This is a genomic window from Kitasatospora sp. NPDC088351 (genome assembly GCF_040685575.1).
Taxonomy (GTDB): Bacteria; Actinomycetota; Actinomycetes; order Streptomycetales; family Streptomycetaceae; genus Kitasatospora.
The window spans coordinates 22041-43616 of record NZ_JBFBIL010000048.1; the positions used below are offsets into that span (position 1 = coordinate 22041).

The 21576-nt window shown below is 70.8% G+C and carries 14 protein-coding genes; 7 read left to right on the forward strand and 7 right to left on the reverse strand.

Going from position 1 to position 21576, the window contains the following annotated elements; translation table 11 throughout:
* Window positions 1-193 precede the first annotated feature (193 nt).
* Window positions 194-2524: a collagenase gene (locus tag AB0P06_RS27455; RefSeq protein ID WP_363611842.1), complete on the forward strand. Its 2331-nt coding sequence runs from the start codon at window positions 194-196 to the stop codon at window positions 2522-2524.
* A gap of 356 nt (window positions 2525-2880) precedes the next feature.
* On the opposite strand, the gene AB0P06_RS27460 is transcribed toward AB0P06_RS27455, so the two are convergent.
* Window positions 2881-3330: a hypothetical protein gene (locus AB0P06_RS27460; protein ID WP_363611844.1), complete on the reverse strand. Its 450-nt coding sequence runs from the start codon at window positions 3328-3330 to the stop codon at window positions 2881-2883.
* A gap of 122 nt (window positions 3331-3452) precedes the next feature.
* Window positions 3453-7427 carry an SGNH/GDSL hydrolase family protein gene (locus tag AB0P06_RS27465; RefSeq protein WP_363611846.1) on the reverse strand — a complete coding sequence of 1325 codons (3975 nt, stop codon included), beginning with the start codon at window positions 7425-7427 and terminating at the stop codon, window positions 3453-3455.
* Between the two features lie 674 nt (window positions 7428-8101).
* On the opposite strand from AB0P06_RS27465, the gene AB0P06_RS27470 reads away from it, so the two are divergent.
* The 3 genes from AB0P06_RS27470 (at window position 8102) to AB0P06_RS27480 (ending at window position 12512) form a co-directional block, all read left to right on the forward strand.
* On the forward strand, window positions 8102-8590 hold the full coding sequence (locus AB0P06_RS27470; protein ID WP_363611847.1) for a DUF2690 domain-containing protein: 489 nt from the start codon (window positions 8102-8104) through the stop codon (window positions 8588-8590).
* On the forward strand, window positions 8590-11631 hold the full coding sequence (locus AB0P06_RS27475; protein WP_363611849.1) for a hypothetical protein: 3042 nt from the start codon (window positions 8590-8592) through the stop codon (window positions 11629-11631). Before AB0P06_RS27470 ends, AB0P06_RS27475 begins: the two co-directional genes overlap by 1 nt.
* A 128-nt stretch (window positions 11632-11759) precedes the next feature.
* Entirely contained in the window at window positions 11760-12512 is a 753-nt protein-coding gene (locus tag AB0P06_RS27480; protein WP_363611851.1) for a hypothetical protein, read from the forward strand.
* Between the two features lie 231 nt (window positions 12513-12743).
* Here the strand turns inward: AB0P06_RS27480 and AB0P06_RS27485 are convergent, their stop codons facing one another.
* Entirely contained in the window at window positions 12744-13289 is a 546-nt protein-coding gene (locus AB0P06_RS27485; RefSeq protein WP_363611853.1) for a MarR family transcriptional regulator, read from the reverse strand.
* Between the two features lie 230 nt (window positions 13290-13519).
* Between AB0P06_RS27485 and AB0P06_RS27490 the strand changes: the two genes are divergently transcribed.
* The 3 genes from AB0P06_RS27490 (at window position 13520) to AB0P06_RS27500 (ending at window position 16319) form a co-directional block, all read left to right on the forward strand.
* Window positions 13520-14722, forward strand: coding sequence for a cytochrome P450 (locus tag AB0P06_RS27490; RefSeq protein WP_363611855.1), 1203 nt, complete (start codon window positions 13520-13522; stop codon window positions 14720-14722).
* A gap of 197 nt (window positions 14723-14919) precedes the next feature.
* Complete coding sequence (locus AB0P06_RS27495; protein ID WP_363611857.1) at window positions 14920-15117, forward strand: ferredoxin; 198 nt, start codon at window positions 14920-14922, stop codon at window positions 15115-15117.
* On the forward strand, window positions 15114-16319 hold the full coding sequence (locus AB0P06_RS27500) for an FAD-dependent oxidoreductase (RefSeq protein ID WP_363611859.1): 1206 nt from the start codon (window positions 15114-15116) through the stop codon (window positions 16317-16319). The genes AB0P06_RS27495 and AB0P06_RS27500 overlap by 4 nt, the downstream gene beginning before the upstream one ends.
* A 57-nt stretch (window positions 16320-16376) precedes the next feature.
* Here the strand turns inward: AB0P06_RS27500 and AB0P06_RS27505 are convergent, their stop codons facing one another.
* From AB0P06_RS27505 to AB0P06_RS27520, 4 genes are all read right to left on the reverse strand, one after another.
* The gene (locus AB0P06_RS27505; protein WP_363611861.1) at window positions 16377-17867 is read right to left on the reverse strand and encodes a multicopper oxidase family protein; all 1491 of its coding nucleotides are present in this window, start codon (window positions 17865-17867) and stop codon (window positions 16377-16379) included.
* A gap of 13 nt (window positions 17868-17880) precedes the next feature.
* Window positions 17881-19584, reverse strand: a complete 1704-nt coding sequence (locus AB0P06_RS27510) for a thiamine pyrophosphate-binding protein (protein WP_363611863.1) — start codon at window positions 19582-19584, stop codon at window positions 17881-17883.
* 259 nt (window positions 19585-19843) lie between these two features.
* Entirely contained in the window at window positions 19844-20794 is a 951-nt protein-coding gene (locus AB0P06_RS27515) for a ribosome-inactivating family protein (protein ID WP_363611865.1), read from the reverse strand.
* Window positions 20795-20880: 86 nt separating this feature from the next.
* On the reverse strand, window positions 20881-21573 hold the full coding sequence (locus AB0P06_RS27520; RefSeq protein WP_363611867.1) for an alpha/beta hydrolase: 693 nt from the start codon (window positions 21571-21573) through the stop codon (window positions 20881-20883).
* Between the last annotated feature and the right edge of the window lie 3 nt (window positions 21574-21576).

Sequence of the window (21576 nt, forward strand, 5' to 3'; positions counted from 1 at the left end):
ACGCGGTGGCGCCGGTGGAGTCTCGGCAGGAGCAGGTCCTGAGCCGCCCGGTCTGACAACGTTTCGGTTGCGGCGGACGGCAATCCCGCCCTGGGCCTTCCCGACGCTATGCGACATGTGCCATTTTACATGTCACACATCGAGAGGCCGCGTCCCCAACACGCGGTCACAACGGCCCCGGAGGCCCCCACAGATGACGCGTCCCTCCCGGATATCAAAGGTCAATGCGCGTAGACTCCCCGCGCTCGGCGCGGCCTTCTTCATCGCGCTCGGCCTGTTCACGCCGCAGAGCCAGGCCGCCCCCGTCGGCACCACGGCCCCGGCCGGCGCGAACGCCGCCGGACCCGCCGCGCAGGCGCCGCGGTCGATCCCGGTCCCCAAGTCACCCGACGCCAGGAACAACAGCCCCTTCAAGCTCTTCGCCCAGGACCACGCCGAGGAGGCCACCGCGCCGGGCGCCCCGGTCAGCGAGCCCGCCAAGGCGGCCAAGCAGTTCTCGGCCACCGCCGGGGAGCCCTGTCCGAACCTGTCCGGAGTGATCAACGCCACGGGCAGCGCGTTGGTCCAGCAGCTCAAGGCACTGCCGAACGTCCCCTGCGCCTACCCGCTGTTCAACCTCACCGGCGCCGACGCCGGGAAGGCCTTCGGCGAGTCCCAGATGGTGACCGTCGCCAACGCGCTGCGCGACACCTCCGCCACCTACCCGGGCGACAACAGCACGTCCATCGGGCAGCTGGTGATGTTCCTGCGCGCCGGCTACTACGTGCAGGAGACCCGCCCGAACGAGGTCGGCAGCTACGGCGCCACCCTGGACACCGCGGCCCGCGGCGCGCTGGACGCCTTCTTCGCCGCCCCGCACAGCAAGGACGTCACCGACGCCAACGGCGAGACCCTCAACGAGGTCGTCACGGTGATCGGCCAGACCCACACGCTCGGCCGGTACGCCGGCGTCGCCAAGTGGGTGCTCGCCAACTACAACGGCACCTGGCCCCAGTTGATGACCCTCTCCCTGGACCACTTCGAGTGGGTCATCAAGGACGGCTTCGACTCCAAGACCGACAGCCAGGGCTGGAAGGCCGCCCTCAAGGCCGATCCCGGCATCCTCGACACCTGGGCCGGCTTCATCACCCGCAACGACTCCCAGCTGAACCGCCTGGACATCGTCAGCAACATCGGCCGCTACCTCGGTTACGCCCTCGACGTCCCCGAGCTCAAGGACCGGCTGCGGCCCCTGCTCAAGGACCTGATCAACCGCTACCCGAACGTCGGCCCCACCGCCCCGATCACCATGAACCTGGGCTGGGCCACCCGCCAGTTCGACAAGGGCAACTGCGCGGCCTACGCCATCTGCGACCTGAACGACCGTCTGCTCCCGGTGATCCTGCCGATCCAGCAGACCTGCAACCCGGGGCTGAAGATCCGCGCCCAGGACATGTCCCCCGGGCAGCTGGCCACCACCTGCACCAGCCTGATCAACCAGGACGCCTACTTCCACAAGGTGATCGGCGACAAGGGCGCGATCCCCGGTGACGTGAACACCAACCTGGAGGTCGTCGTCTTCGACGACTACACCCAGTACTCGCTGTACGCCTGGGCCTTCTACGACATCGACGTGGACAACGGCGGCATGTACGAGGAGGGCGACCCGGCCAAGCCCGGCAACCAGGCCCGCTTCATCGCCCACGAGGCCAGCTGGCTGCGCCCCGACTTCCAGATCTGGAACCTCAACCACGAGTACACCCACTACCTCGACGGCCGCTACAACATGTACGGCGACTTCGAGGCCAGCCAGACCACCCCGACCATCTGGTGGGTCGAAGGCATCGCCGAGAACATCTCGTACGGCTACCGCAACGAGCGCAACACCGCCGCGATCAACGAGGCCAGTAAGAACACCTACAAGCTCAGCGAGCTGTTCGACACCGTCTACGGCCAGGAGGCGGACGCCGACGTCAACTCGAACCGGGTCTACCGGTGGGGCTGGCTGGCGGTCCGCTACATGCTCCAGGAGCACCGCGCGGACATCGAGACCGTGCTCACCAAGTACCGCGCCGGTGACTGGAACGGTGCCCGCACCTTCCTGAAGCAGACCATCGGCACCAGCTACGACGCCGGCTTCGCCACCTGGCTGAAGACCACCTGCGCGACCAACGAGTGCGGCCCCCTGCCGGAGGCCCCGGCCCCGGCCGCGCCGCTCTGCACCATCGCCGACCCGCGCCAGTTCGACAAGAACTGCCGCCGCGACGACCTCGCGGCCACCACCGGCAACTACAGCTTCCACTTCCTGTACCTGCCGGCCGGCGTCAAGCAGCTGACCATCACCAGCAGCGGCGGCACCGGCAACGCCGACCTGTACTACGGCGGCAGCAGCTGGGCCACCACCAGCAGCTACCAGGCGAAGTCCACCAACGCCGGCAACAACGAGACCCTGACCATCAACAACCCGCCGTCCGGCTGGGTCTACTTCAGCCTCGCCGCCCAGCAGGACTTCACCGGCGCCAGCGTCACCACGCAGTACCAGTAACCGCACACCCACGACCTCGGGCGAGCGGTGAAGGGCCCGAGCGTGTAAGGGTTCCTGTACAAGTAGCCGTTGTCGTACCGCTCAAGGAGCCTGCCGATCGAACGGGAGTCTCGATCGGGTGATCACGGTCGGTAGCGGTATGGAAGCAGGGCCTCCTGGTAGCTCGGAGGGCGTCTACGCCAACGAGCGATCCAGGAGGCCCTGCTTTCGCGGTTTTTCGCAGTCGCGGCCGGGGAGTCCGGCCCGGTCACCCTCGTGTGTGACTGCCTGGCACACCGGTTCGGAAACACCGGCGGCGACCCGCAAGCACATCGACCGGGCACGCCGCCGGGTGAAGGCCCCCGGCAGCGGCGGGTTCAGCCCACGCTGAAGGTCTCGGCGCGGGTCGTGACGGCGGGAATCCGCGCGCACGGGACGACGGACACCTGCGCCGTGACCGGGCCGCCGTTGCGGGAGAGCTCGGCCAGCAGACAGACCGTCTCCTGGGCGGAGCTCCACCCGCCCGGGTACAGCACGTCCGCCATCACACCGACCTGGACAAAGGCTCCCTCCCTGGCCGCGGTGACGACGTGCACCGCCGTGCCCTTGGCGAGCGCCTCCAGCGAATCGACGGTCTGCGGCCCGGATTCGAAGGCCGGGGCGAGCCTGGCCGCGTACGTCCGGGCACTCGCCTCCGCCCCGGCCGCCGCCCGCGCCCGGCGCTCCTCGGTCTCGACCCGGTCGCGGTGGACGATCACCACAACGGCCGCGATCGCCAGCGCCACGAGGACGGCGAGCCCGGTCATCACCCAGCGGACGGCTTTCATCTGATCCCATCGGGAAAGGGCCGGGCCCGTACGGGGCCCCGGCGGGTCGGACGGCCTGTCGGGATGCAGGGGCCTGTCGTCAGGCTCCCGCCTGCGTGGCGGCGGGAGCCTGACGACAGACCCTAGTACCCGGCCGCCTTCAGGGCGTTGGTGAGGGCCAGGGCGTACTGCTTCGTCCCGGAGTTGTTCGGGTGGTAGGACTCCATGCTCGGGCACGGCAGCGCACTTCCGGGGCAGGAGAAGTCACCGCCGCCCTTGGTCGTCGGCGCGGCCACCAGGTCGTTGATGCCCGGGACCGAACCGCAGACACCTCGGTGCTCGAACTCCACCATCGGTGAGTAGAACGTGACCGGCAGCGGATTGTCCCCGCTCCGCAGCTCGTCGACGGCCTTCTGCTGGGAGTCCTTCATGTAGTCGGCCCACTTGTTCAGGGACATCGCCGCGCCCTCGTTCATGACCGAGCACACGCTGGTGATCACGCCGGCCACGTCGAAGAGCTTCGGGTAGCCGAGCAGGATGATCTTGGCCTTCGGGGCCTTCTCGTTGATGTGCTTGATCAGGTCCTTCAGCGGGGCGGCGGTGTTGTCGATGTCGCCCTTGACCTTCGCGTCGGAGGGGCAGCTCAGCAGGGCGCAGTTCTTGACGGTACTGGCGAAACCGGAGTCGTTGCCGCCCGCGTTCAGGACGACGAGCGTGGTGTTCTCGTCAAGAAAGCCCGAGTCCAGCTGGGTGACTTCGTGGTGCTGCCCCAGCGTCCCCCAGTTCCTGCTCCCGATCGTGTCCATCTGCCAGGTGTAGGCACCCGAGCAGGCCACCGAGTGGTAGTCGAGGCTGGTGTCCAGGCTGTCCGCCATGGACCCGATGCCGGCGGGCCGGCCGGGGAGGACGGTCTGGCGCACCCAGGAGTTGACGCTGCGACGGCAGGCGTTCCAGGACCGGCCGGGCGAGGTCTGCGAGTCGATGTCGGCGTACGGCCCCATGTCGGTGCCGTAGATGTACGGCTGGGCGCCCTCGCCGGAGGAGTAGGAGTCGCCCATCTGGACGACGACGTCCTTCGGCTTGCCGGGCAGAGGCTGGAACGCGGCCGCGTCCCAGGCGACGTCCTCCACGGCGTCGCCGTCCGGTGTGTAGTTGGACAGCTGGACCCCCTGGAAGTCGCTCCCGTCGACGAACTCGAAGACGCCCAGGCTCACCCAGTGGTTGCTGTTGGACACGACGTTGAGGATGCGGTTGCGGGTCACACCGTTGCCGGTGTGGACGGTGTAGATCGCCTGCTGGGTCTGCGAGCCGGTGTCGGGCACGTGGACGAAGACCCTGGTCCACCCCTTCGTCCGCTGGTTGAGCTGCCAGGTACCCGTGATCGCCATGGTGCCGTACGGGTTCGGCGGCGCCTCCAGGGAGGTCGTCGACGGGCTGACGGAGGTGGCGGAGCTGCGCGTGTGGGCGTACCAGAAGTGCGCGCCGTAGCCGCCGCCGATCTGGTGCAGGTCGGCCTTGGCCTCGTAGTGGCCGGCGGAGTCCGCCTGGAAGTTGAAGCTGAGCGTCCCGGCGTTGGTCCAGGTCCGGGTGCAGCCGTCGCGCATGGGCGGCACCTGGCCCGAGACCGAGTCGATGACCAGCGAACCGGAGGGCGGCGCGGCGCAGTTCGGGGCACCGGAGTTGCCGTTGCCCGGCTCCGCGCGCAGGGTCTTGTACGTGAGGTACTCGTGGCCGCAGCTGCCGTCGGAGCAGGTCTTCCAGGACGCCGGACCGTGGTACCAGTACGGCGGGTCGCAGGACGGGCCGAGGTGGTCGATCTCGCAGCGCGGCGGGTTCTTCGGGTCGCAGCTGTTGTTCGTGTTGCAGAACGCCTCCAGCGGCGGCTTCACGCCGGACTTCTGGAACTCGTTCGTCCACCAGGCCGCCGAGTAGCCGGCGGTGTTGCCCTTGTTCTGGTTGCCGTTGTCGTCGTAGGAGCGGCCGGTGTCGATCGGCCAGGCCGCCCAGCCGAGGACCTTCTCCTGGTAGGGCCAGTACTGGGGGTGGGCGGCGTCCGCGTAGTGGTTGCCGTCCAGGAAGGGCTTGCGGTCCGGCTGGTAGATCGGGTTGGCCGGGTTGTTGAGGTAGCCCAGGCCCCAGCGGGTGAGCGGCGTGGCGGGGTCGTACTTGTTGAAGCCCGAGTTGTAGTTCCAGGCGGCGGTGAACCAGTTCTCGATCGCGGACGGGTCGTCGTCGTTGATCTTCATGGAGGCCGGCAGGGTCGGGTCGTGGAGCTCGTTCCACTTCTCGGCGAGGGTCCTGGCCGCGGCCGCGATGTTGGAGGTGTAGTCCAGCCCGACGGCCTTCTGCTTGTCGTAGGGCCAGACGACGTCACCGGTGCGCAGCCCGGTCGGGCCGTGCATGCCGTCGGTCTGCTGGCCGATGCCGTAGCCGCAGTCGACCTTGTCCCACTTGATCTGCCACACGTCCTGCGGGTGGGCCGGGTCGGCCTTGGGGTGGCCGTAGAAGCCGCCGGTGAGCGGGTTGCCGGTCTGGCCCGGCATCGCGCCGCCCTCGGCCTGCCAGAGGTTGGACTCCTGGGCGAGGACGCCCAGGAGAACCTGCGGCGGGATGTGGGCGCTGGGGGCGCCGGTCAGGGCGGGCAGCGGAAACATCGCCTGCGGGTCGACGAAACCCAGGCCGGTCTCGGTCCGCCAGCCTCCCTGACGGACCCAGCTCCCGGTCAGCTGGCCGCGCACGGCCATGTCGACGGCCCACTCGACCTGGTTGGGGGTCGGCTGGTAGGCCTGCTGGGCGGGGTCGTTGCGGGGCACGGAGCAGGTGCGGTCCTCGTCGACCGGGTCGTAGGCGTTGTTGCCCTCACCGACGGCCGGGGCCGCGAGCGCCTTGGGCTGCTTGCCGGTGCCGGCAGGAGCGGCGGCGCCGCTCTCCAGGGCCGGCGAGCCGGCGGCGCCCTTGCCACCGGCCGCGGCGTCCGGCGCGACGGAGAAAGTCAGCTTCTTGCCGGTGGCCGGGACTTCGGCCTTGACCTCGATCCCCGAGGGGGCGCCCTCCTCCGGCGCCTGCAGCGGGTGGGCCGCGAGGCCGCGCGCGCTGCCGGACACGGACTGGTCGACGGCGATGGCACCCTTGGTGGACACCACGGCGTCCACCGGTACGGGCAACGTGGTGACGGCGCCCGGCAGCGGGACGACCTGCTCCGGCTTGCCGGTGACGAACAGCTTGCCGCCCGCGCCGGGCTGCAGGGCGACCTCACCGGTCGGGGCCTGCGCCAGGGTGGACACCTTCCCGTCGGCGAGGCGCTTCACCGCCGCGCGGCCGTCCGCGTGGTCGATGAAGGCGATGCCGCCGTCGGTGTCGGGGTGGACGCTGCTCGCCGCACCCGAGGTGGTCTCCAGCTCGGTGGCGTTCCCGGAGTCGTCGATCCGGCTGAGCTTCGCGCCGGAGGCGCCGACCAGCCCGTCACGGGTGGGCACGGCCGAGGTGACCTGCCCTTTCACGGTGACCGTCTTCACGATCGTGCCAGCGGCCGTGTCGACGGTCAGCAGCCGCGTCGAGCCGAGGTCGCTGTCCCCGTTCTGGGTGAGCACCGCCGTCTCGTCCACGCCGCAGCCGGGGTCGAAGTAGGCGAGCGAGACCGTCTCGGGCAGCTTGGTCACCGCGCCCGAGGCGAGGTCCACGACCGCCGCGAAGCCGCCGCGCTGCAGCAGTTCGGGCTTGTTGACGAACTGCCGCGGGGCGTACACCACGACGGCCCGCTGCCCGGAGCCGGTGACGCAGGAGTTGCCGATCCACAGGTCGGTGTTGAAGCCCGGCTCCGACAGCGTAGCCACCGTGCGCCACTGGTAGGCCTGACCGCTCTCGGCGGCCAGGACGTGCAGCCCGCCGCCGTCGCCCGCGAGCGTCACCGCCCGGTCGTCCGAGCCGCGCCAGCCGGGCGGCAGGGAGGTGTCGGGGTCGGTCACCTTCGAGGGTGTGCGCGGCGGGTCGGCGAACGCCGGGGTCTGCTGCTGCGGGGTCGGTGCGTCGGGCGCGGCCGTCGCGGGTGCCGCGACGGTTATTCCCGCCAACAGGGTGAACGCGGCCGCGATGACGGCCTTGCGTGGTCGGTGGACCACGGAACCTCCCGGTCTCTCGTGTCTCGGGTCGTTGAGGGCGAACCGCCCGGCGGAGGCCGCGCCCGGGTGCGTTCCGGCGCATGCCGACGGGGCGCTCGACGATGGCTGCAACACGCACCGGTCGGTCGAGCGCCCGGAAATCCGACACCTCGAAATGCGGCCCTCGGCCGGGCCGGGCAACGGCCGGGGAGGCCTGTTCCCGACTTTCCGTCAGCGGCGGAAAAAGAAATCGCTGAATAAACCCCCCCCGTGAAGCCCGCCGATCATTACAGCACCCGACTCGGGGGCGTGGCGGCCGCGGCGGAAACTGGTTCGGTAACGATCGGGAAACTAGCGGAACGTACCCTTTCGCTTCACCGCCGGCCGGGCACCACAGAGGGCATCAGACGGTCCACAAACGGACATTCGAGGCAATGGCGACGATCCACGGATTCCTTTGCACTCGGACCGAAGGCGGGCAACCTCGACCGTTCATGCCGATCCGGAGAAAAAGGATGGTGACATTCGGCCGACCCCTGACCGATAGTCATCCTTGACGGCCGATGACCAACTCCACAAAGATATGCACGCGACCCGACTGCCATTGAAAAATCGGTTGACAAAAACGTCAACCAGTCGATTCGGCCGCCGGGTCCGACGCCATTACCCGAATCAGCTGAATAAGGAGTGGTTTGGTGCGCTCATTAGCGAGAGCACTCACCGGTGTGGTCCTGGCCATGGTCGCCGTCCTGCCGGCGACGCCCGCCCACGCGGCCCCGGACTGCAAGTACAGCGCCTGCGACGGCGGTGACCCGGCGGCCTCGGGCTGCACCGCCGACGAGGAGCTCCTCCAGGAGATCTCCGGCCCGAACGCGAAAGTGCGGCTGATGCGTTCGCGGGCCTGCGGCGCCGTCTGGGAGGAAGCGGAGGTGCAGCAGGGCAGCAACAGCTGGTTCGCGAGGCTGTGGAGCGTCGATCCTGAGGGCGGGGTCGAGACCAGCTGGGGCCTGACCTACGAGTACAAGGCGACCTACCCGTACACCGCCAGGTCGATCATGAGGGACTACCGCAAGTCCGTCCGGGTCTGCGACCAGTTCCTGGACCAGGACCGGGACCGCTTCAACCCCCCGAGCCCCACCGGTGCCGACGACGACAGCGGCTCGATCTGCGGGGAGTGGTTCTGATGGCCCGACACCCCTTCCGCACGCCGATCCGGCGCTCCCGCCGGATCCTGACCACCGGCGCCCTGACCGCCGCGGTCCTCGCCACCACCGCACTCCCCCAGGCCGGCGCCCAGCCGACCCCCGCCCCCTCCGGCCCGAACGCCGTGGCCGGGGCCGACGCCGCCGTGCCGTCCCCGGACGGCAACCTGGGCAAGGGCTGGCGCACGTCCACGGACCAGCTGATCACCTCGGCCGGTGACGAGACGGGCTTCCACATCTACCGCGCCCAGGAGAACAAGGCCTTCGCCTGGGACACCCTCTCGACCCTGACCGCCCCGCTGCCCGAGGGCGGCTCCTGGAGCGGCAACCTCTGCGTCACCGGCTCCGGACGGTACGCGGTGGCCGTCTACGCACCGACGGCGGCCGCCAACCGGGCCGAGGGCGTGGACGCCGGCGGCTACGCCGCCGTGGTGGACACCACCACCGGTCAGGCCCGGCAGATCGCCGGCCGGGTCTCCCTGGCCTACTTCGCTCCGGCCTGCGGCGCGGGTGAGCGTGTCCTGCTCAGCCGTTACAGCGGCCCCGAGGGCCGCACGACCGAGGTCATCGCGGTGGACGCGGAGACCGCGAAGGTCACCTCGACGGTGCGCAGCGAGCAGCAGATCACCAACCTGGCGCCGTCCGCCCAGGGCGACTTCGGCGTGGCCGACGGTTCCGTGGTGCGCATCGGAAGTGACGGGCGCACCGAGAAGGTCGCCGCGCCCGCCGGCCGGGTCTTCACCCTGAACGCCGCCCCCGACGGCGGCCTCGACCTGCTGTCCGCCAAGGAGCAGCGGGCCGTCGCGGAGCACTGGACCCCCAACGGGCTGACCGGGCTGGGCGACGCCCCGCTGGACCGGCTGCAGTTGTTCCGGCTCGGTGACGGGCGCAACGCCCTGGTCGGCGAGACCGGCGGGCTGAAGAAGGGCGCCGAGGCGCCCGTCGCGCTCCCGGCGGAGAAGCCGGTCGCCGCCCTGTCCCAGCAGGGCCACCTCGCCGCCGAGGACATCCAGCCCGCCTGGGTGACCCGCGCGGTGAACTTCGGCGCCGGCATGGAGGCCGACGTGCCCCAGGTGACGGCCCGGGTGCGCGCCATGCACAGCGGTGCCCGGCTCACCGGCACGGTCACCACGAACCCGTCGGCGCCGAGGCTGCTCACCGACGCGGCCGGCGGAGCCGAGCAGGCACCGGCCGCCGCGGCCAAGGCCCAGACGGCCCAGTCCCTCCAGTCCACGGCCCTCGGGGACATCAGCTCCTGGGGAGACGTCACCGGCGGCCCCGCCACCGCCAACCCCGCCGCCGAGCCCAACTGGTCCACCCCCAAGTGCGCCGTGAAGCGCAACGACCCCAACAACCAGGCGATGCAGCCCACTCCGGCCATGGTCCAGTGGGCGGTGGACCGGGCGGTCACCAACAGCCTGGACATCCAGCGGCCCAAGGACTACCTGGGCACCGGGCAGCCCGCCTACTCGATCCAGGCCATGTTCCCGGAGCCGGGCATCGGCCCGAACAAGCAGAAGGGCCTCGTCCCCGCCCAGGTGCTGCTCGGCCTGGTCGCCCAGGAGAGCAACCTGTCCCAGGCAACCTGGCACGCCGTCGCCGGTGACGCCGGGAACCCGCTGATGGGCGTCTACTACGGCAACGACAACCTCCTGCGCACCGCCGCCGACGCCGCCGCCAACCGCACCACCCCGGTCGCCATCAACTACAGCAAGGGCGACTGCGGTTACGGCATCGCCCAGATCACCGACGGCATGGCCGCCGCCGACAAGACGACCTGGACGCCGGCCCAGAAGACCGCGATCGCGACGGACTACGCCGCCAACATCGCCGCCGCCCTCCAGATCCTCGAGAACAAGTGGGAGATCGTCCGCGCGGCCGGCCTGCTGCCCAACGGCGGGGACCCCCGGTTCATCGAGAACTGGTACCTCGCGCTGTGGACCTACAACTCCGGCTTCTACCAGCCGGGCGGGGACCCGAGCGGCTACTACGGCCTCGGCTACCGCAACAACCCCTCCAACCCGATCTACCCCTCCAACCGCCAGGGCTTCCTGCGGGCCTCCTACGGGGACGCGGCCAAGCCGGCCAACTGGCCGTACCAGGAGAAGGTGCTCGGCTGGGCGGAGCGCCCGCAGAACGACTACACCGGCAAGATGGCCTACGTCCAGCCGAACTTCGGCTACATCCACTCTCTCAACCTGCCCAGCAACTACTCGCTGTTCTGCGGGCCGACCAACCACTGCACCCCCGGGACGGGCTGCCCCGCGCTCAACAGCAGCTGCTGGTACCCGGGGCCGGCCGTCTCCTGGATCGACAACGCCAGCGACCTGAACGCGTCCACGCAGAAGCTCGCGTACTCCGCCTCCGACCCGGAGCCGGCGATGGTCGCCCGCTACCCGAAGCCGGACTGCACCCTGCCATCGGGCTGGGACGCCGCCAACACGTCGGTGGTGTACACGCAGTTCTACCCCTGGAAGAACGCCTACGGCTGCAACGGCGACCAGGAGAAGGGCGGCAAGTTCACCATCCGCACCGGCGACAACTACTCGCACGCGGTCTACCTCGCCCAAATCGACCTGCACCAGTTCGGCGCGGGCTACGGCGGCCGCATGTACTTCACGCACGTGTACTCCAACAACACGGGGACGCAGCCGCAGTACTACCAGTACCTGACGCAGGCCCCGCAGGTGCCCATCAACATCTCGCACCGTGTGGTGGCCACCTGGTCTCCCGACCTGAAGGTGAGCGGGAACCGGATCTTCGTCCACCTGCCCACCCACGGGGCCCAGGTGCCCAACCTGTCGTACCTGATCTACTCTGGCTGCGGTTCGAACGGCCTCGTGCCGACCGTCACCAAGCTGGACCAGTCCCAGACCAAGACCGCGGGACAGGGCTGGTTCCAGCTCGGCGACGCCAGGATGATCCTGTGCTCCGGCGCCCGCGTCCAGGTGAGCAACCTGGTGGACGGCACGGACTTCAGCGGCCCGGACATCGCGTTCGACGCCATCGCCTTCACCCCGTGACGGACGACGACGGAGGAACACCCGCACCGTAATACCCGGCCGGGGGCGGCTCCCGCCCCCGGCCGGTCGGTCCCACCGCCGGGGCGGCGCCGCCGTCACCCCGGCTCGTCAATCGAGAGGCCTCTCACGTGACTCACTCCAGGCGCCGAGCCGTCCTGCCCGTCCTGGCCGTGGCCCTGGCGCTTCCCCTCGCCGGCTGCGCCTCCGACCCGAAGCCGTCCGCGACCGCAGCGACGTCGGGGCCGGTCGCGACCGGGGCCGCGAGCGGGGCGGGGACCCCGGCCGCAGTTCCCTCGGCCCCGGTGGCCCCGGCCGACGGCGGCGGCGCGACCAAGGACGGCAAGGGCGGCGCGGCCGCGGACGGGAAGCCGGTGCCGAGCGCACCGGCCACGGACGGGCTGCAGCCGCCCAGTTGGCGAAGCGCTGCGATCACCTCGGTCAAGGACACCGACCTGCTCCAGCGGTTCAAGGACCACTGGGGCCTCGACTTCATCACCCAGCAGATCAAGGGCGTCCCCGGCACCCTGCCCGACCACGTCTGCTACCAGGCGCTCAAGAAGCTCCCCGACGGCCACACCCTCGCCATCGAGATACGCGCCGACCACGAGGGCAACCCGCGTATGATCCTCGCCGTCTCCCGGGGGCAGGCCGACGACGCGTCGGCGACGGAGCTGACGGAGACCCTGGACATCGTCCTCAAGGGTCAGGCGACGGAGGATCAGAAGTCCTGGGTGAACGCCCAGTTCGCAAGCCAGCGGCCCGGCGCCGGCCCGGCCCAGCCCGCCGTCCCCCGGCTGATCGCCGGAGGGCTGAACGCCGGCCTCAGCATCACGGCGGAGTACGCGTCACTGGAGATATTCTCCGACGCACCCCGGCCGTGAACCCGCCGCCCGCCGCGCCGGGAGGGAGCGCGGCCCCTCTCCCGGCACCGCCGGCCGGCGGTCAGAGGTAGCGCTGCTGCCCCTCGCCGTCCGGCGGCGACCACCACTGGTCGTCGCTGGTGGCGCCGTCGCCGAAGAAGCCGGCCCGGACCGCAGAGCGCGGCCGGCGGGTGAGCGTGGCAGCACCCGCCTTTCCCGCGTACGCCCGCTCCCCCGTCCGGGGCGACCGTGTCAGGTGCGGTGGGGCGGGCCCGAGTCGGCACTCCCGGCCGCCCGGCCCGGGGGCGTGGCCTCCTCGGACAGCATCGTGATCCGGACCTGCCGAACGTACCGGTCCACCAGGTGGCGCAGCACGCTGACCGTGGCGGCGACGTCCGGCGCCGGAATACCGTCCAGCGCGCCGGTCAGGCTGGCGATGTTGGCCTGTTTCAGACGGTTGAGCATCGCCCGCCCTTCGGCCGTGAGCGCCACCTGGCGGGCCCGGCGGTCCAGCGTGTCCGGGGTGCGTTCCACCAGTTGCTGGCTCTGCAGCCGGTCGATCTGCCGAGTGACGTGGGAGGGCTTGACCATCAGCCGGGCGGCCAGGTCGCCCACCCGGCTGGCCTCCTCGGCCTCGGCGAGCGCGCGCAGCAGGTAGACGTCCGAGCGCGCCGCCTTGATGCCGGCCCGTGCCATCTGGCGCTCGTGCTCCTGCGAACGAGTCAGCAGGTAGGCCAGCGAGGCCAGCACCGCCTCCAGCTCGGAGGTGGCGGTCGGATTGTCTGTCGCGTCCGGCATGGGGGAACTGTAGCGACCCCGTTCGGGGAGTGGCTCCCGTGTCGGCCCCTGCCCGGTTTTCGGACAGATTCGGTCGTCACCGGATGGGCTCTTTCGCCGCCACGGAACGCGAGTTAGCGTGACGGTGAGTTAGTTGCTTAGGGCATGTAATGGTCCTGGGCGCTACTCCACGGCACCGCAGGCCCATCCGCTCGGCGCCACCGGCAGATCCCGCTCCGAGAAGGGAGCCCATGATGGCCACCACCGCCCAAACCCCCCGGTTCACCCACCCCGCCGCCCGTGGCGGCTGCCCGTTCGACCCGCCGTCGGCCTACCAGCAGGCCCGGCAGGAGGAACCGATCAGCCGGATCGCGCTCTGGGACGGCGCCCCCAGCTGGCTGGTCACCCGCCACGACGACATCAAGGCGGTGCTCAGCGACGCCCGCTTCAGCTCGGACGCCGACCGGTCCGGCTTCCCGTTCATCAGCGCCGGGGCCCGGCAGTTGAGCACGGGGCAGCGGACCCTCATCCGGATGGACGACCCGGAACACGCCCAGCTGCGCCGGATGCTCACCAGCGAGTTCATGATCAAGAAGGTCGAGGCGCTGCGTCCCGAGGTCCAGCGCATCGCCGACGAGCTCCTCGACGAGATGACCGCCGGCCGCTCCTCCGGCGACCTGGTCCGCGGGTTCGCGCTGCCGCTGCCGTCCCTGGTCATCTGCCTGCTGCTCGGCGTCCCCTACCAGGACCACGACTTCTTCCAGGAGTGCAGCCGGGTCCTGCTGCGCCACGACTCCTCGGCCGAGGAGGTGCGGACCGCCCAGAAGAGCCTGGCCGACTACCTGACCGAGCTCACCGACTCCAAGCGCACCGAGCCCGACGACGGCATCCTCAGCCGGCTGGTGGCCCGCGGTGAGCTGAGCACCGAGGAGATCGGCGCCATGGGCCGGCTGCTGCTGGTCGCCGGGCACGAGACCACGGCGAACATGACCGCGCTCTCCGTCCTGGCCCTGCTGCGGAACCCCGACCAGCTCACCCATCTGCGCGAGCACCCGGAGTCGGTCACCGGCGCGGTCGAGGAACTGCTGCGCTACCTGACCATCGTGCACTCCGGCCTGACCCGGGTCGCCACCGAGGACGTCACCGTCGGCGGCGTCCGGATCCAGGCGGGCGAGGGCGTGATCTGCATGATCAGCACCGCGAACCGGGACGAGCGGCGGTTCCCGGGCGGCGACGAGCTCGACCTCTCCCGCGACTCGCGCCTGCACCTGGCCTTCGGCTTCGGCGTCCACCAGTGCCTGGGACAGCCGCTGGCCCGGCTGGAACTGCAGATCGCACTGAACACCATCCTGCGGCGGCTGCCCGAACTGCGTCTGGCCGTACCGTTCGAGGAGATCCGGTTCCGGGGCGACATGCTCATCTACGGCGTCCACGAGCTGCCGCTCGCCTGGTGACGCGGCATCACCGCGGCCGGCCCTGCTGACCGGCCGTCACCATGCCCCACCGCCCCGCCACCCCGGGCCGGTCACCCCGGGCCGGTCGCACACACCGACGGGACCAGCCCGGCGCCACCGTTCGCACCTGTGAGATCCACCCCACCACGGTTCGCCCTCCACCGGGTCCGAACCAGTCATGTTCCGAAGGGAAAGCCATGCTCGTCCACATCGACCAGGAAAAGTGCTGCGGCGCCGGACACTGCGTGCTCGCCGCCCCCGAGGTCTTCGACCAGCGGGACGAGGACGGCATCGTCGTCCTGCTCGATGCCGAGCCGCCCGCCGAGTTCCACCAGGCCGTCCGGGACGCCGCCGCGGTCTGCCCGGCCGCGGCGATCCGGCTGGAACAGCTGTGACCGCTCTGCGGGAGGTGGCCGTCGTCGGGGCCGGCGCGGCCGGGCTGCACGCCGCCGAGGCGCTGCGCCGGGCCGGCTACGACGGCCGCCTCACCCTGATCGGGGCCGAGGACGAGCCGCCCTACGACCGGCCGCCGCTCTCCAAGCACCTGCTCAGCGGGAGGTGGCAGCCGGACCGCCTGGTGCTGCGCGGCCCGGAGGCGCTGCACCGGCTCGCCATCGATCTGCGCCTGGGGGTGCGGGCCGAGCGCCTGGACCGCCGGGACCGGACCGTGCGGCTGGCCGACGGCGGTCGGGTGCGCTGCGAGGCCGTCATCCTGGCCACCGGGGTCCGCCCGCGCCGGCTGCCCGGCGCCGAAGCGCCGCTGGCCGGGGCCCATGTGCTGCGCACCCTCGCGGACGCCCTCGCCCTGCGCGAGGAACTACGCGCGGGCGTACGGCTGCTGGTGGTCGGCGGCGGGCTGCTCGGGGCCGAGGCCGCGGCCACCGCCGTCGAACTCGGCGCCGAGGTGACCTGGCTGGTCTCCACCGCCACACCACTGGCCGGGGTACTGGGCAGAGAGACGGCCGCGCTGCTGGCAGGCCTGCACCGCGAGCACGGGGTGCGGATCCGCCGGGGCGTGGCCGCCGCGGTCACCGAACGGCACGGCCGGGCCTCCGGCGTACGGCTGGCGGACGGCTCCCAACTGGCCGCCGACGCCGTGCTGATGGCCGTCGGATCCGAGCCGGCCACCGAATGGCTGGCCGGCAGCGGCGTCCGGCTGGACGACGGCGTGGTCTGCGACGCCTACTGCGCCGCCGGCCCCGGCGTCTGGGCGGCCGGTGACGCCGCCTCCTGGCCCGACCCGCGCACCGGCCGTCACCGGCGCCTCGAACAGCGCACCAACGCCACCGAGCAGGCGCTGTGCGCCGCCCGGAACCTGCTGGCCGGTCCGGACGGTGCCCGGCAGGCCTACGAGCCGGTCCCGTACCTGTGGACCGACCAGTACGGGCTGCGGGTCCAGGCCTTCGGCAGGCCGGGCGGCGCCGAGCGGTTCGAGGTGGTCGACGGCAGCCTCGCGGAGCGGCGGTTCGCCGCCGCCTGCGTGCGGGACGGGCTGGTCTGCGGGGCGGTGGGCATCGCCTCCGCCAGGGCGATGCGCGGGCTGCGCGCGCGGGTGGCGGCGCTCAGCCCGTGGCCGACCGGGGCCGGCGTGAGCTGAGCCCGGGGCGATCCGGCCGCGGTGAGTCGACGGTCTGCGGTTGGTGGCCGCCGAGCCCTACCGCCGCTGTTCCGTCGCACTGCCGGGGACGATGTCCAGGACCGCCATCATGCCGTTGTCCTCGTGGTTGAGGATGTGGCAGTGCAGCACGGTCCTGCCGGTGAAGTCGGCGAAGCGGATGCGCAGCACGGCGTTTCCCCCGGCCGGGACGTTGATGGTGTCGTACCACCGGTGCCCGCTCCCGGTGGGCCGGCCGTTGACGCTCATCAGCTGGAACTGGTTGGTGTGGACGTGGAAGGAGTGCTCCTCGCCGGTGTTGTTGACGACGGTCCACTCCTCGACGGTGTTCAGCCCGGAGGTGATGTCCACCCTGTTCGGGTCGAACTTCCGGCCGTTGATGTAGAACTCGGTGCCTGCCGTGTTCTCCGTGTAGACGATGTCGTGGCGGGCGGCGACGGCGGCACCGCTGAGGTCCTCGTTCGGTGCGAAGCGGTCGGGCAGCCGCTCCGGCTGCACCGGACTGCCCTCCGTGACCACGGTCGCCAGATCCACCTGGGGGAACTGGTTCCCGGCGGGCCCGGTGTCGTAGGCCAGCGTCTGCAGCGGGGCCTGGCCGGGCAACCCGCCCTGCACCAGCACGTCGAAGCGGGCACCGGCCGGGACGACCAGGGAGTCCGCGGAGTAGACGCGCTCGACGGGGTAGCCGTCCTGGGCGATCACATGGAACTGCCGGCCCGGCAGGTGCAGCTTGTAGTAGATGTTGGCGCCGATGTTGGCCAGCCGCCACAGTTGGGTCTCGCCCGGCCCGATGCTGATGACGGGTTTCTGCTGACCGTTGATCGTGCGGTTGGTGGGCGCGCCGATGCTCAGGTTCTCGATCTTGACGGAGTCACCCTCGGTCTGGTCGTCCTTGAGCGCGATGACGCGCTCGGTGATGTCCTTCAGGGGGTGGGGCAGGTATTCCCTCAGCCCGTCGACGATGATGATGCCCGACTCGCCGCCGGCCACCTGCGGGGCGGAACGCATGTCGGCGTGGGAGTGGTACCAGTAGGTCCCCGGAGTGATGTCGTGAGGGATCCGGTACGAGTAGTGGAAGGTCCCACCGGGTTTGATCTCGATGAAGATGTCGTCGGACGGGCTCTCGGGTGAGACATGGAGCCCGTGGACGTGGAGGTTGGTGTCCTCGGTCCACTCGTTGACCATGTCCAGCTCCACCCGGTCGCCCGGACGGATGCGGAGGGTGGGCGGCATGTAGGAGCCGTTGTAGGTGAGGGCGAACAGCTCGCTGTCCCCCACGGCCACCTTCCGCCTGGAGACGGTGATCCGCGCCTTGAGGACGCCGTCATGGCTCACCAGCTGCGGAGGGTCCTGCAGCGGTCGGCCGGTACCGGTGGGGGACGCCGCGGGTGAGTGCGGCGGGTCCGCGGACGGCGGCGCCGCGGGTCTGACCGACTGCACGGCCCAGGATGTGCCGGCACCGCCGGTGGCGGCCGCCGTGATGAACACCAGACCGGCGGCGAGCAAGGACAGGGACGCACGGGGCCGCATGGGTTGTCTCCCGTCAGAGCTGGACGCCGGGCCGGTGCTGCGGGCCGCGGGGGCCGTAGTCGACCTCCGCCATACCGTGACCGGAGTCGATGACGAGCTGCGGGGCGTCGTACTTGTCCATGACCGCCTCGATGAAGATCATGCTGTCGTGCGGGGCGGCCAGCGCCTCCTTGAGTTCGGCCGGCGTCTTCACGACGAACGTCCGGGCGGTCGTTCCCGGGTGCAGGACCTTCGGCAGTTCGGCGTAGGCCCAGTTGGCGATGTCGTTGAAGTGCCCCTGCTTGCCGCAGATGGCGCGCTCGACGGTGTAACCGCCGTTGTTGATCAGAAAGATGACGGGCTTGAGGTCGTGCCGGAGGATCGTCGACACCTCCTGCGCCGTGAGCTGGAAGGACCCGTCGCCCACGAAGAGCAGGTGCCGCCGCTTCGGCGCGGCGAGGAGCGTGCCGAGGACCGATCCCACGCTGTAGCCGATCGAGCCCCAGACGGCCTGGGTGACGATGGAGCACTTCGGCGGCAGCCGCAGCCCCCAGCAGCCCGCCTCGGAGGTGCCGTCCTCGGCGATCAGCACGTCGCCCTCGCGGATGAAGTCCTGGACCATGCTCCAGTACGCCGCCTGGGTGAGCGGGTCGGACATCACGACCGCGCTCGGCTCCTGTGGCGTCCCGGCCTGCCGGAAGTATCCCGAGGTCCTGGCCGGGGCCTTGTCGGCGACCCGGCGGAGCAGTTCCTTGAGGTAGACGGCCTGGTAGTTGTCCGGGCCGATGTCCACGGCGTCACCGCGGGCGTCGATCCGTCCGGCGGGGAGCGCGTCGCTGAACCCCCCGGACGTCGTGTCCACGCGCCGTACGCCGATCGCCAGCAGGCAGTCGCTGTTCTCCACCGTCTCGCGGATCTCGGGCTTACTGCCCGCTCCCGCGTAGAGGCCGAGGAAGTACGGGCTGGTCTCGTCGATGAGCCCCTTGACAGTGTTGACGGCGGCGATCGGCAGCCGCATCCTGCCTACCAGTTCCAGCAGTTCGCCGGTCACGTCGAAGCGGTCCGCGTCGATGTCGACGAGGATCACGGGCGAGCGCGCGTTGGTGAGCCGGGCGACGATCGCGTCGGCGCACGTGCTCAGCCGTTCGGGATCGCTCGGTGGCATGACGAGCTCCAGCGGCTCCGGCGGGACCTCGACGTCCAGGTAGGCGATGTCGGAGGGCAGTTCCAGGTAGACGGGGAGCTTGCGCTGCCAGGCGGTGAGGATGAGCCGGTCGATCTCCGTCACGGCGTTCCGCGGCGTCAGCCTGGTCTGTGCCGCCGTGACCTGGGCGTAGCCGCGCATGACGTCGTCGTGGTCGGTGTCGCCCGAGGTGTGGTGCATCAGCAGCTTCCGGTCCAGCGCCTTCAGCGGAAGCGACCCGCAGACGCAGACGACGGGAACGCGCTCGCTGTAGGCGCCGGCGACACCGTTGATGGCGCTCCAGGCGCCGACGCCGCGGGTCACCACCAGTCCCGAGATGCCGTTGAGCCGCGCGTACCCGTCGGCCGCGTAGGCGGCGTTCAGCTCGTTGCAGTTGCCGACCCACGTGAACTCGTCGCGGTTCTCCATCTGCAGGAGGAACTCGAGGTTGTAGTCGCCGGCCACTCCGAACAGGTGCGAGATGCCCGCCTCCCGCAGGCGGCGCAGCAGGAAGTCGCCGATGGTCATGGTCGAACGCGCGGTCGTGATCGTCATGTGGTTCCCTGTCTCGCGGCTTCCCGAGCCCCCTCGTGCCCCTCCCAGGCAAACCCGCCCGGAGCACCCCCGCGACCGGGAGGCAGCCGCCGGAGTGACCAGGTGGGGCGGGCGTGGTCCCATGACCGCTTCGAGCCGGGAGGGGCTCTGCGGGACGGACGGGCCGGGACGGGGCGGTCGGCGTCACGCACGCGTGGACAGGTCGGCGGTCGATCGCACCGGACGCACGGGAAGGCGAACAGCCGACCGCACCCTCGGGTCAGAGTTCGGCGCGGCTCCAGTCGCCCGTGGAGCTGACCTGGCTGGTGGAGCCGATCAGCATCGCCATCCAGCGCTGGACGTCGCCGTAGCTGTAGAAGATGCCGACGCCGGTGACGTTGGCGGGCGGGGTGTTGGGGTTGTTCGTGACGTCGTAGGCGTACTGGGAGATCTGGTCCCAGGAGTTCTCCAGGTACTGCTGCGGCAGGGGGAGCCCGTTGTAGAAGGGCGTGTTGCCGCCCTGGATGTCGCGGGTGACGCCGTAGACGTCCCAGAAGCGCGCGGCCTCGGAGGTGAACTGGATCATGAACATCAGCGACCTGGCGACGTTCTGCTGGTTGGCGCCGTAGGGGTAGCCGATGGTCGCGAGGTTGTCGATCGATCCCATGAGGTCGTACCAGCCGATGGGCATCGACTCGCGGCCCCGGCCCGCGGCCTGCCGCATCGCGTTGTAGTTGGAGCCGAAGGAGAGCTGGCTGAGGTTGTGGTTCGGGGGAAGCAGGGGGTGGCCGCTGAGGGTCTGGAAGAGGGCGGGGAAGTCGGCGAAGTCGTTGAAGAAGTACGTCGTCCCGTTCGCCATGCTGGTGAACCCGCGCAGGTACAGGTCGTGCGGCGTGACCCACAACCACACGGTGTTCCCGTTGGGCGAGGTGAGGTCGATGCGGATCAGCCGACTGGTCGGCTGCGACTGGGTCTGCCAGACGCCGTTGCGGAACTCGTGCCCGGCGGCCTGGCGCAGGCTGTTGATGAACGTCGCGTACGCGTTCTGGGCCGAGGCTCCCGGCGTACCGACGTTGAGCCAGACGTGCCCGATGTCGTGATCGTTCACGTCCGCCCTGGCCGGACCCGGAGCGAGGAAGGACGCGGCGAGGGCCACGAGCAGCACGGCGAGGGCGACGGCGCGACGGTGCAGCGGAAGAGCGGCGGACGAACGGGGGGTTTCCGAACTCATGGCGGTTCCTCGATGGGTCGGGCGCGGGCGACGGACGACCGTTCGCCGCCCGCGCGTCGGATGGTCCGGGCCGGGCGGCCACGCCGTCAGTGCTCGGCGGCCTGCCGGATGAAGTCGGCCACCTCGCCGGGCCGGGAGACGTAGACGGCGTGGCTGCCGGGCACCTCGGCGGTACGGGCGCCGGCCCGCTCGGCCATGGCGCGCTGGGCGGGCGGCGGGATCATGCGGTCGTCGGACGCCACCAGGTACCAGCTCGGCCTGGTGCGCCAGGCGGGCTGGGAGACGGCGCCGCCGAGGGCGTCGACGCCCCAGGGGACCTGGGAGTCGGCCATGAAGGCGGCCGTCTCGGCGGGGACGTCGGCGGCGAACGAGGCGGCGAACCTCTCCCGGTCCAGGAACAGGAAGCCGTCCCGGGGCGGCAGGATCGGCGGCACCGGGGCGCCCGGCGCCGGGTCGGCGATCAGGGTGCTCACCGATTCGCTCTTGTCGGGGGCGAACGCGGCGATGTAGACGAGGTCCGTCACCCTTGGGTGGTTGCCGGCCTCGGTGATCACGGCGCCGCCGTAGGAGTGGCCGACCAGGACGGCGGGCCCGTCCAGCGCATCGAGGACGTGGTGGGTGGCGGCGACGTCACCCTCCAGCGACAGCGTCGGGTTCTGCACGACACTCACGCGGAACCCGGCCTCGGTCAGCCGCCGGTGCACCCCCTGCCAGCCGGAGCCGTCCACGAAGCCTCCGTGGACGAGGACGATGTTCTTGCGGTGTTCCTGCTCACTCATCGG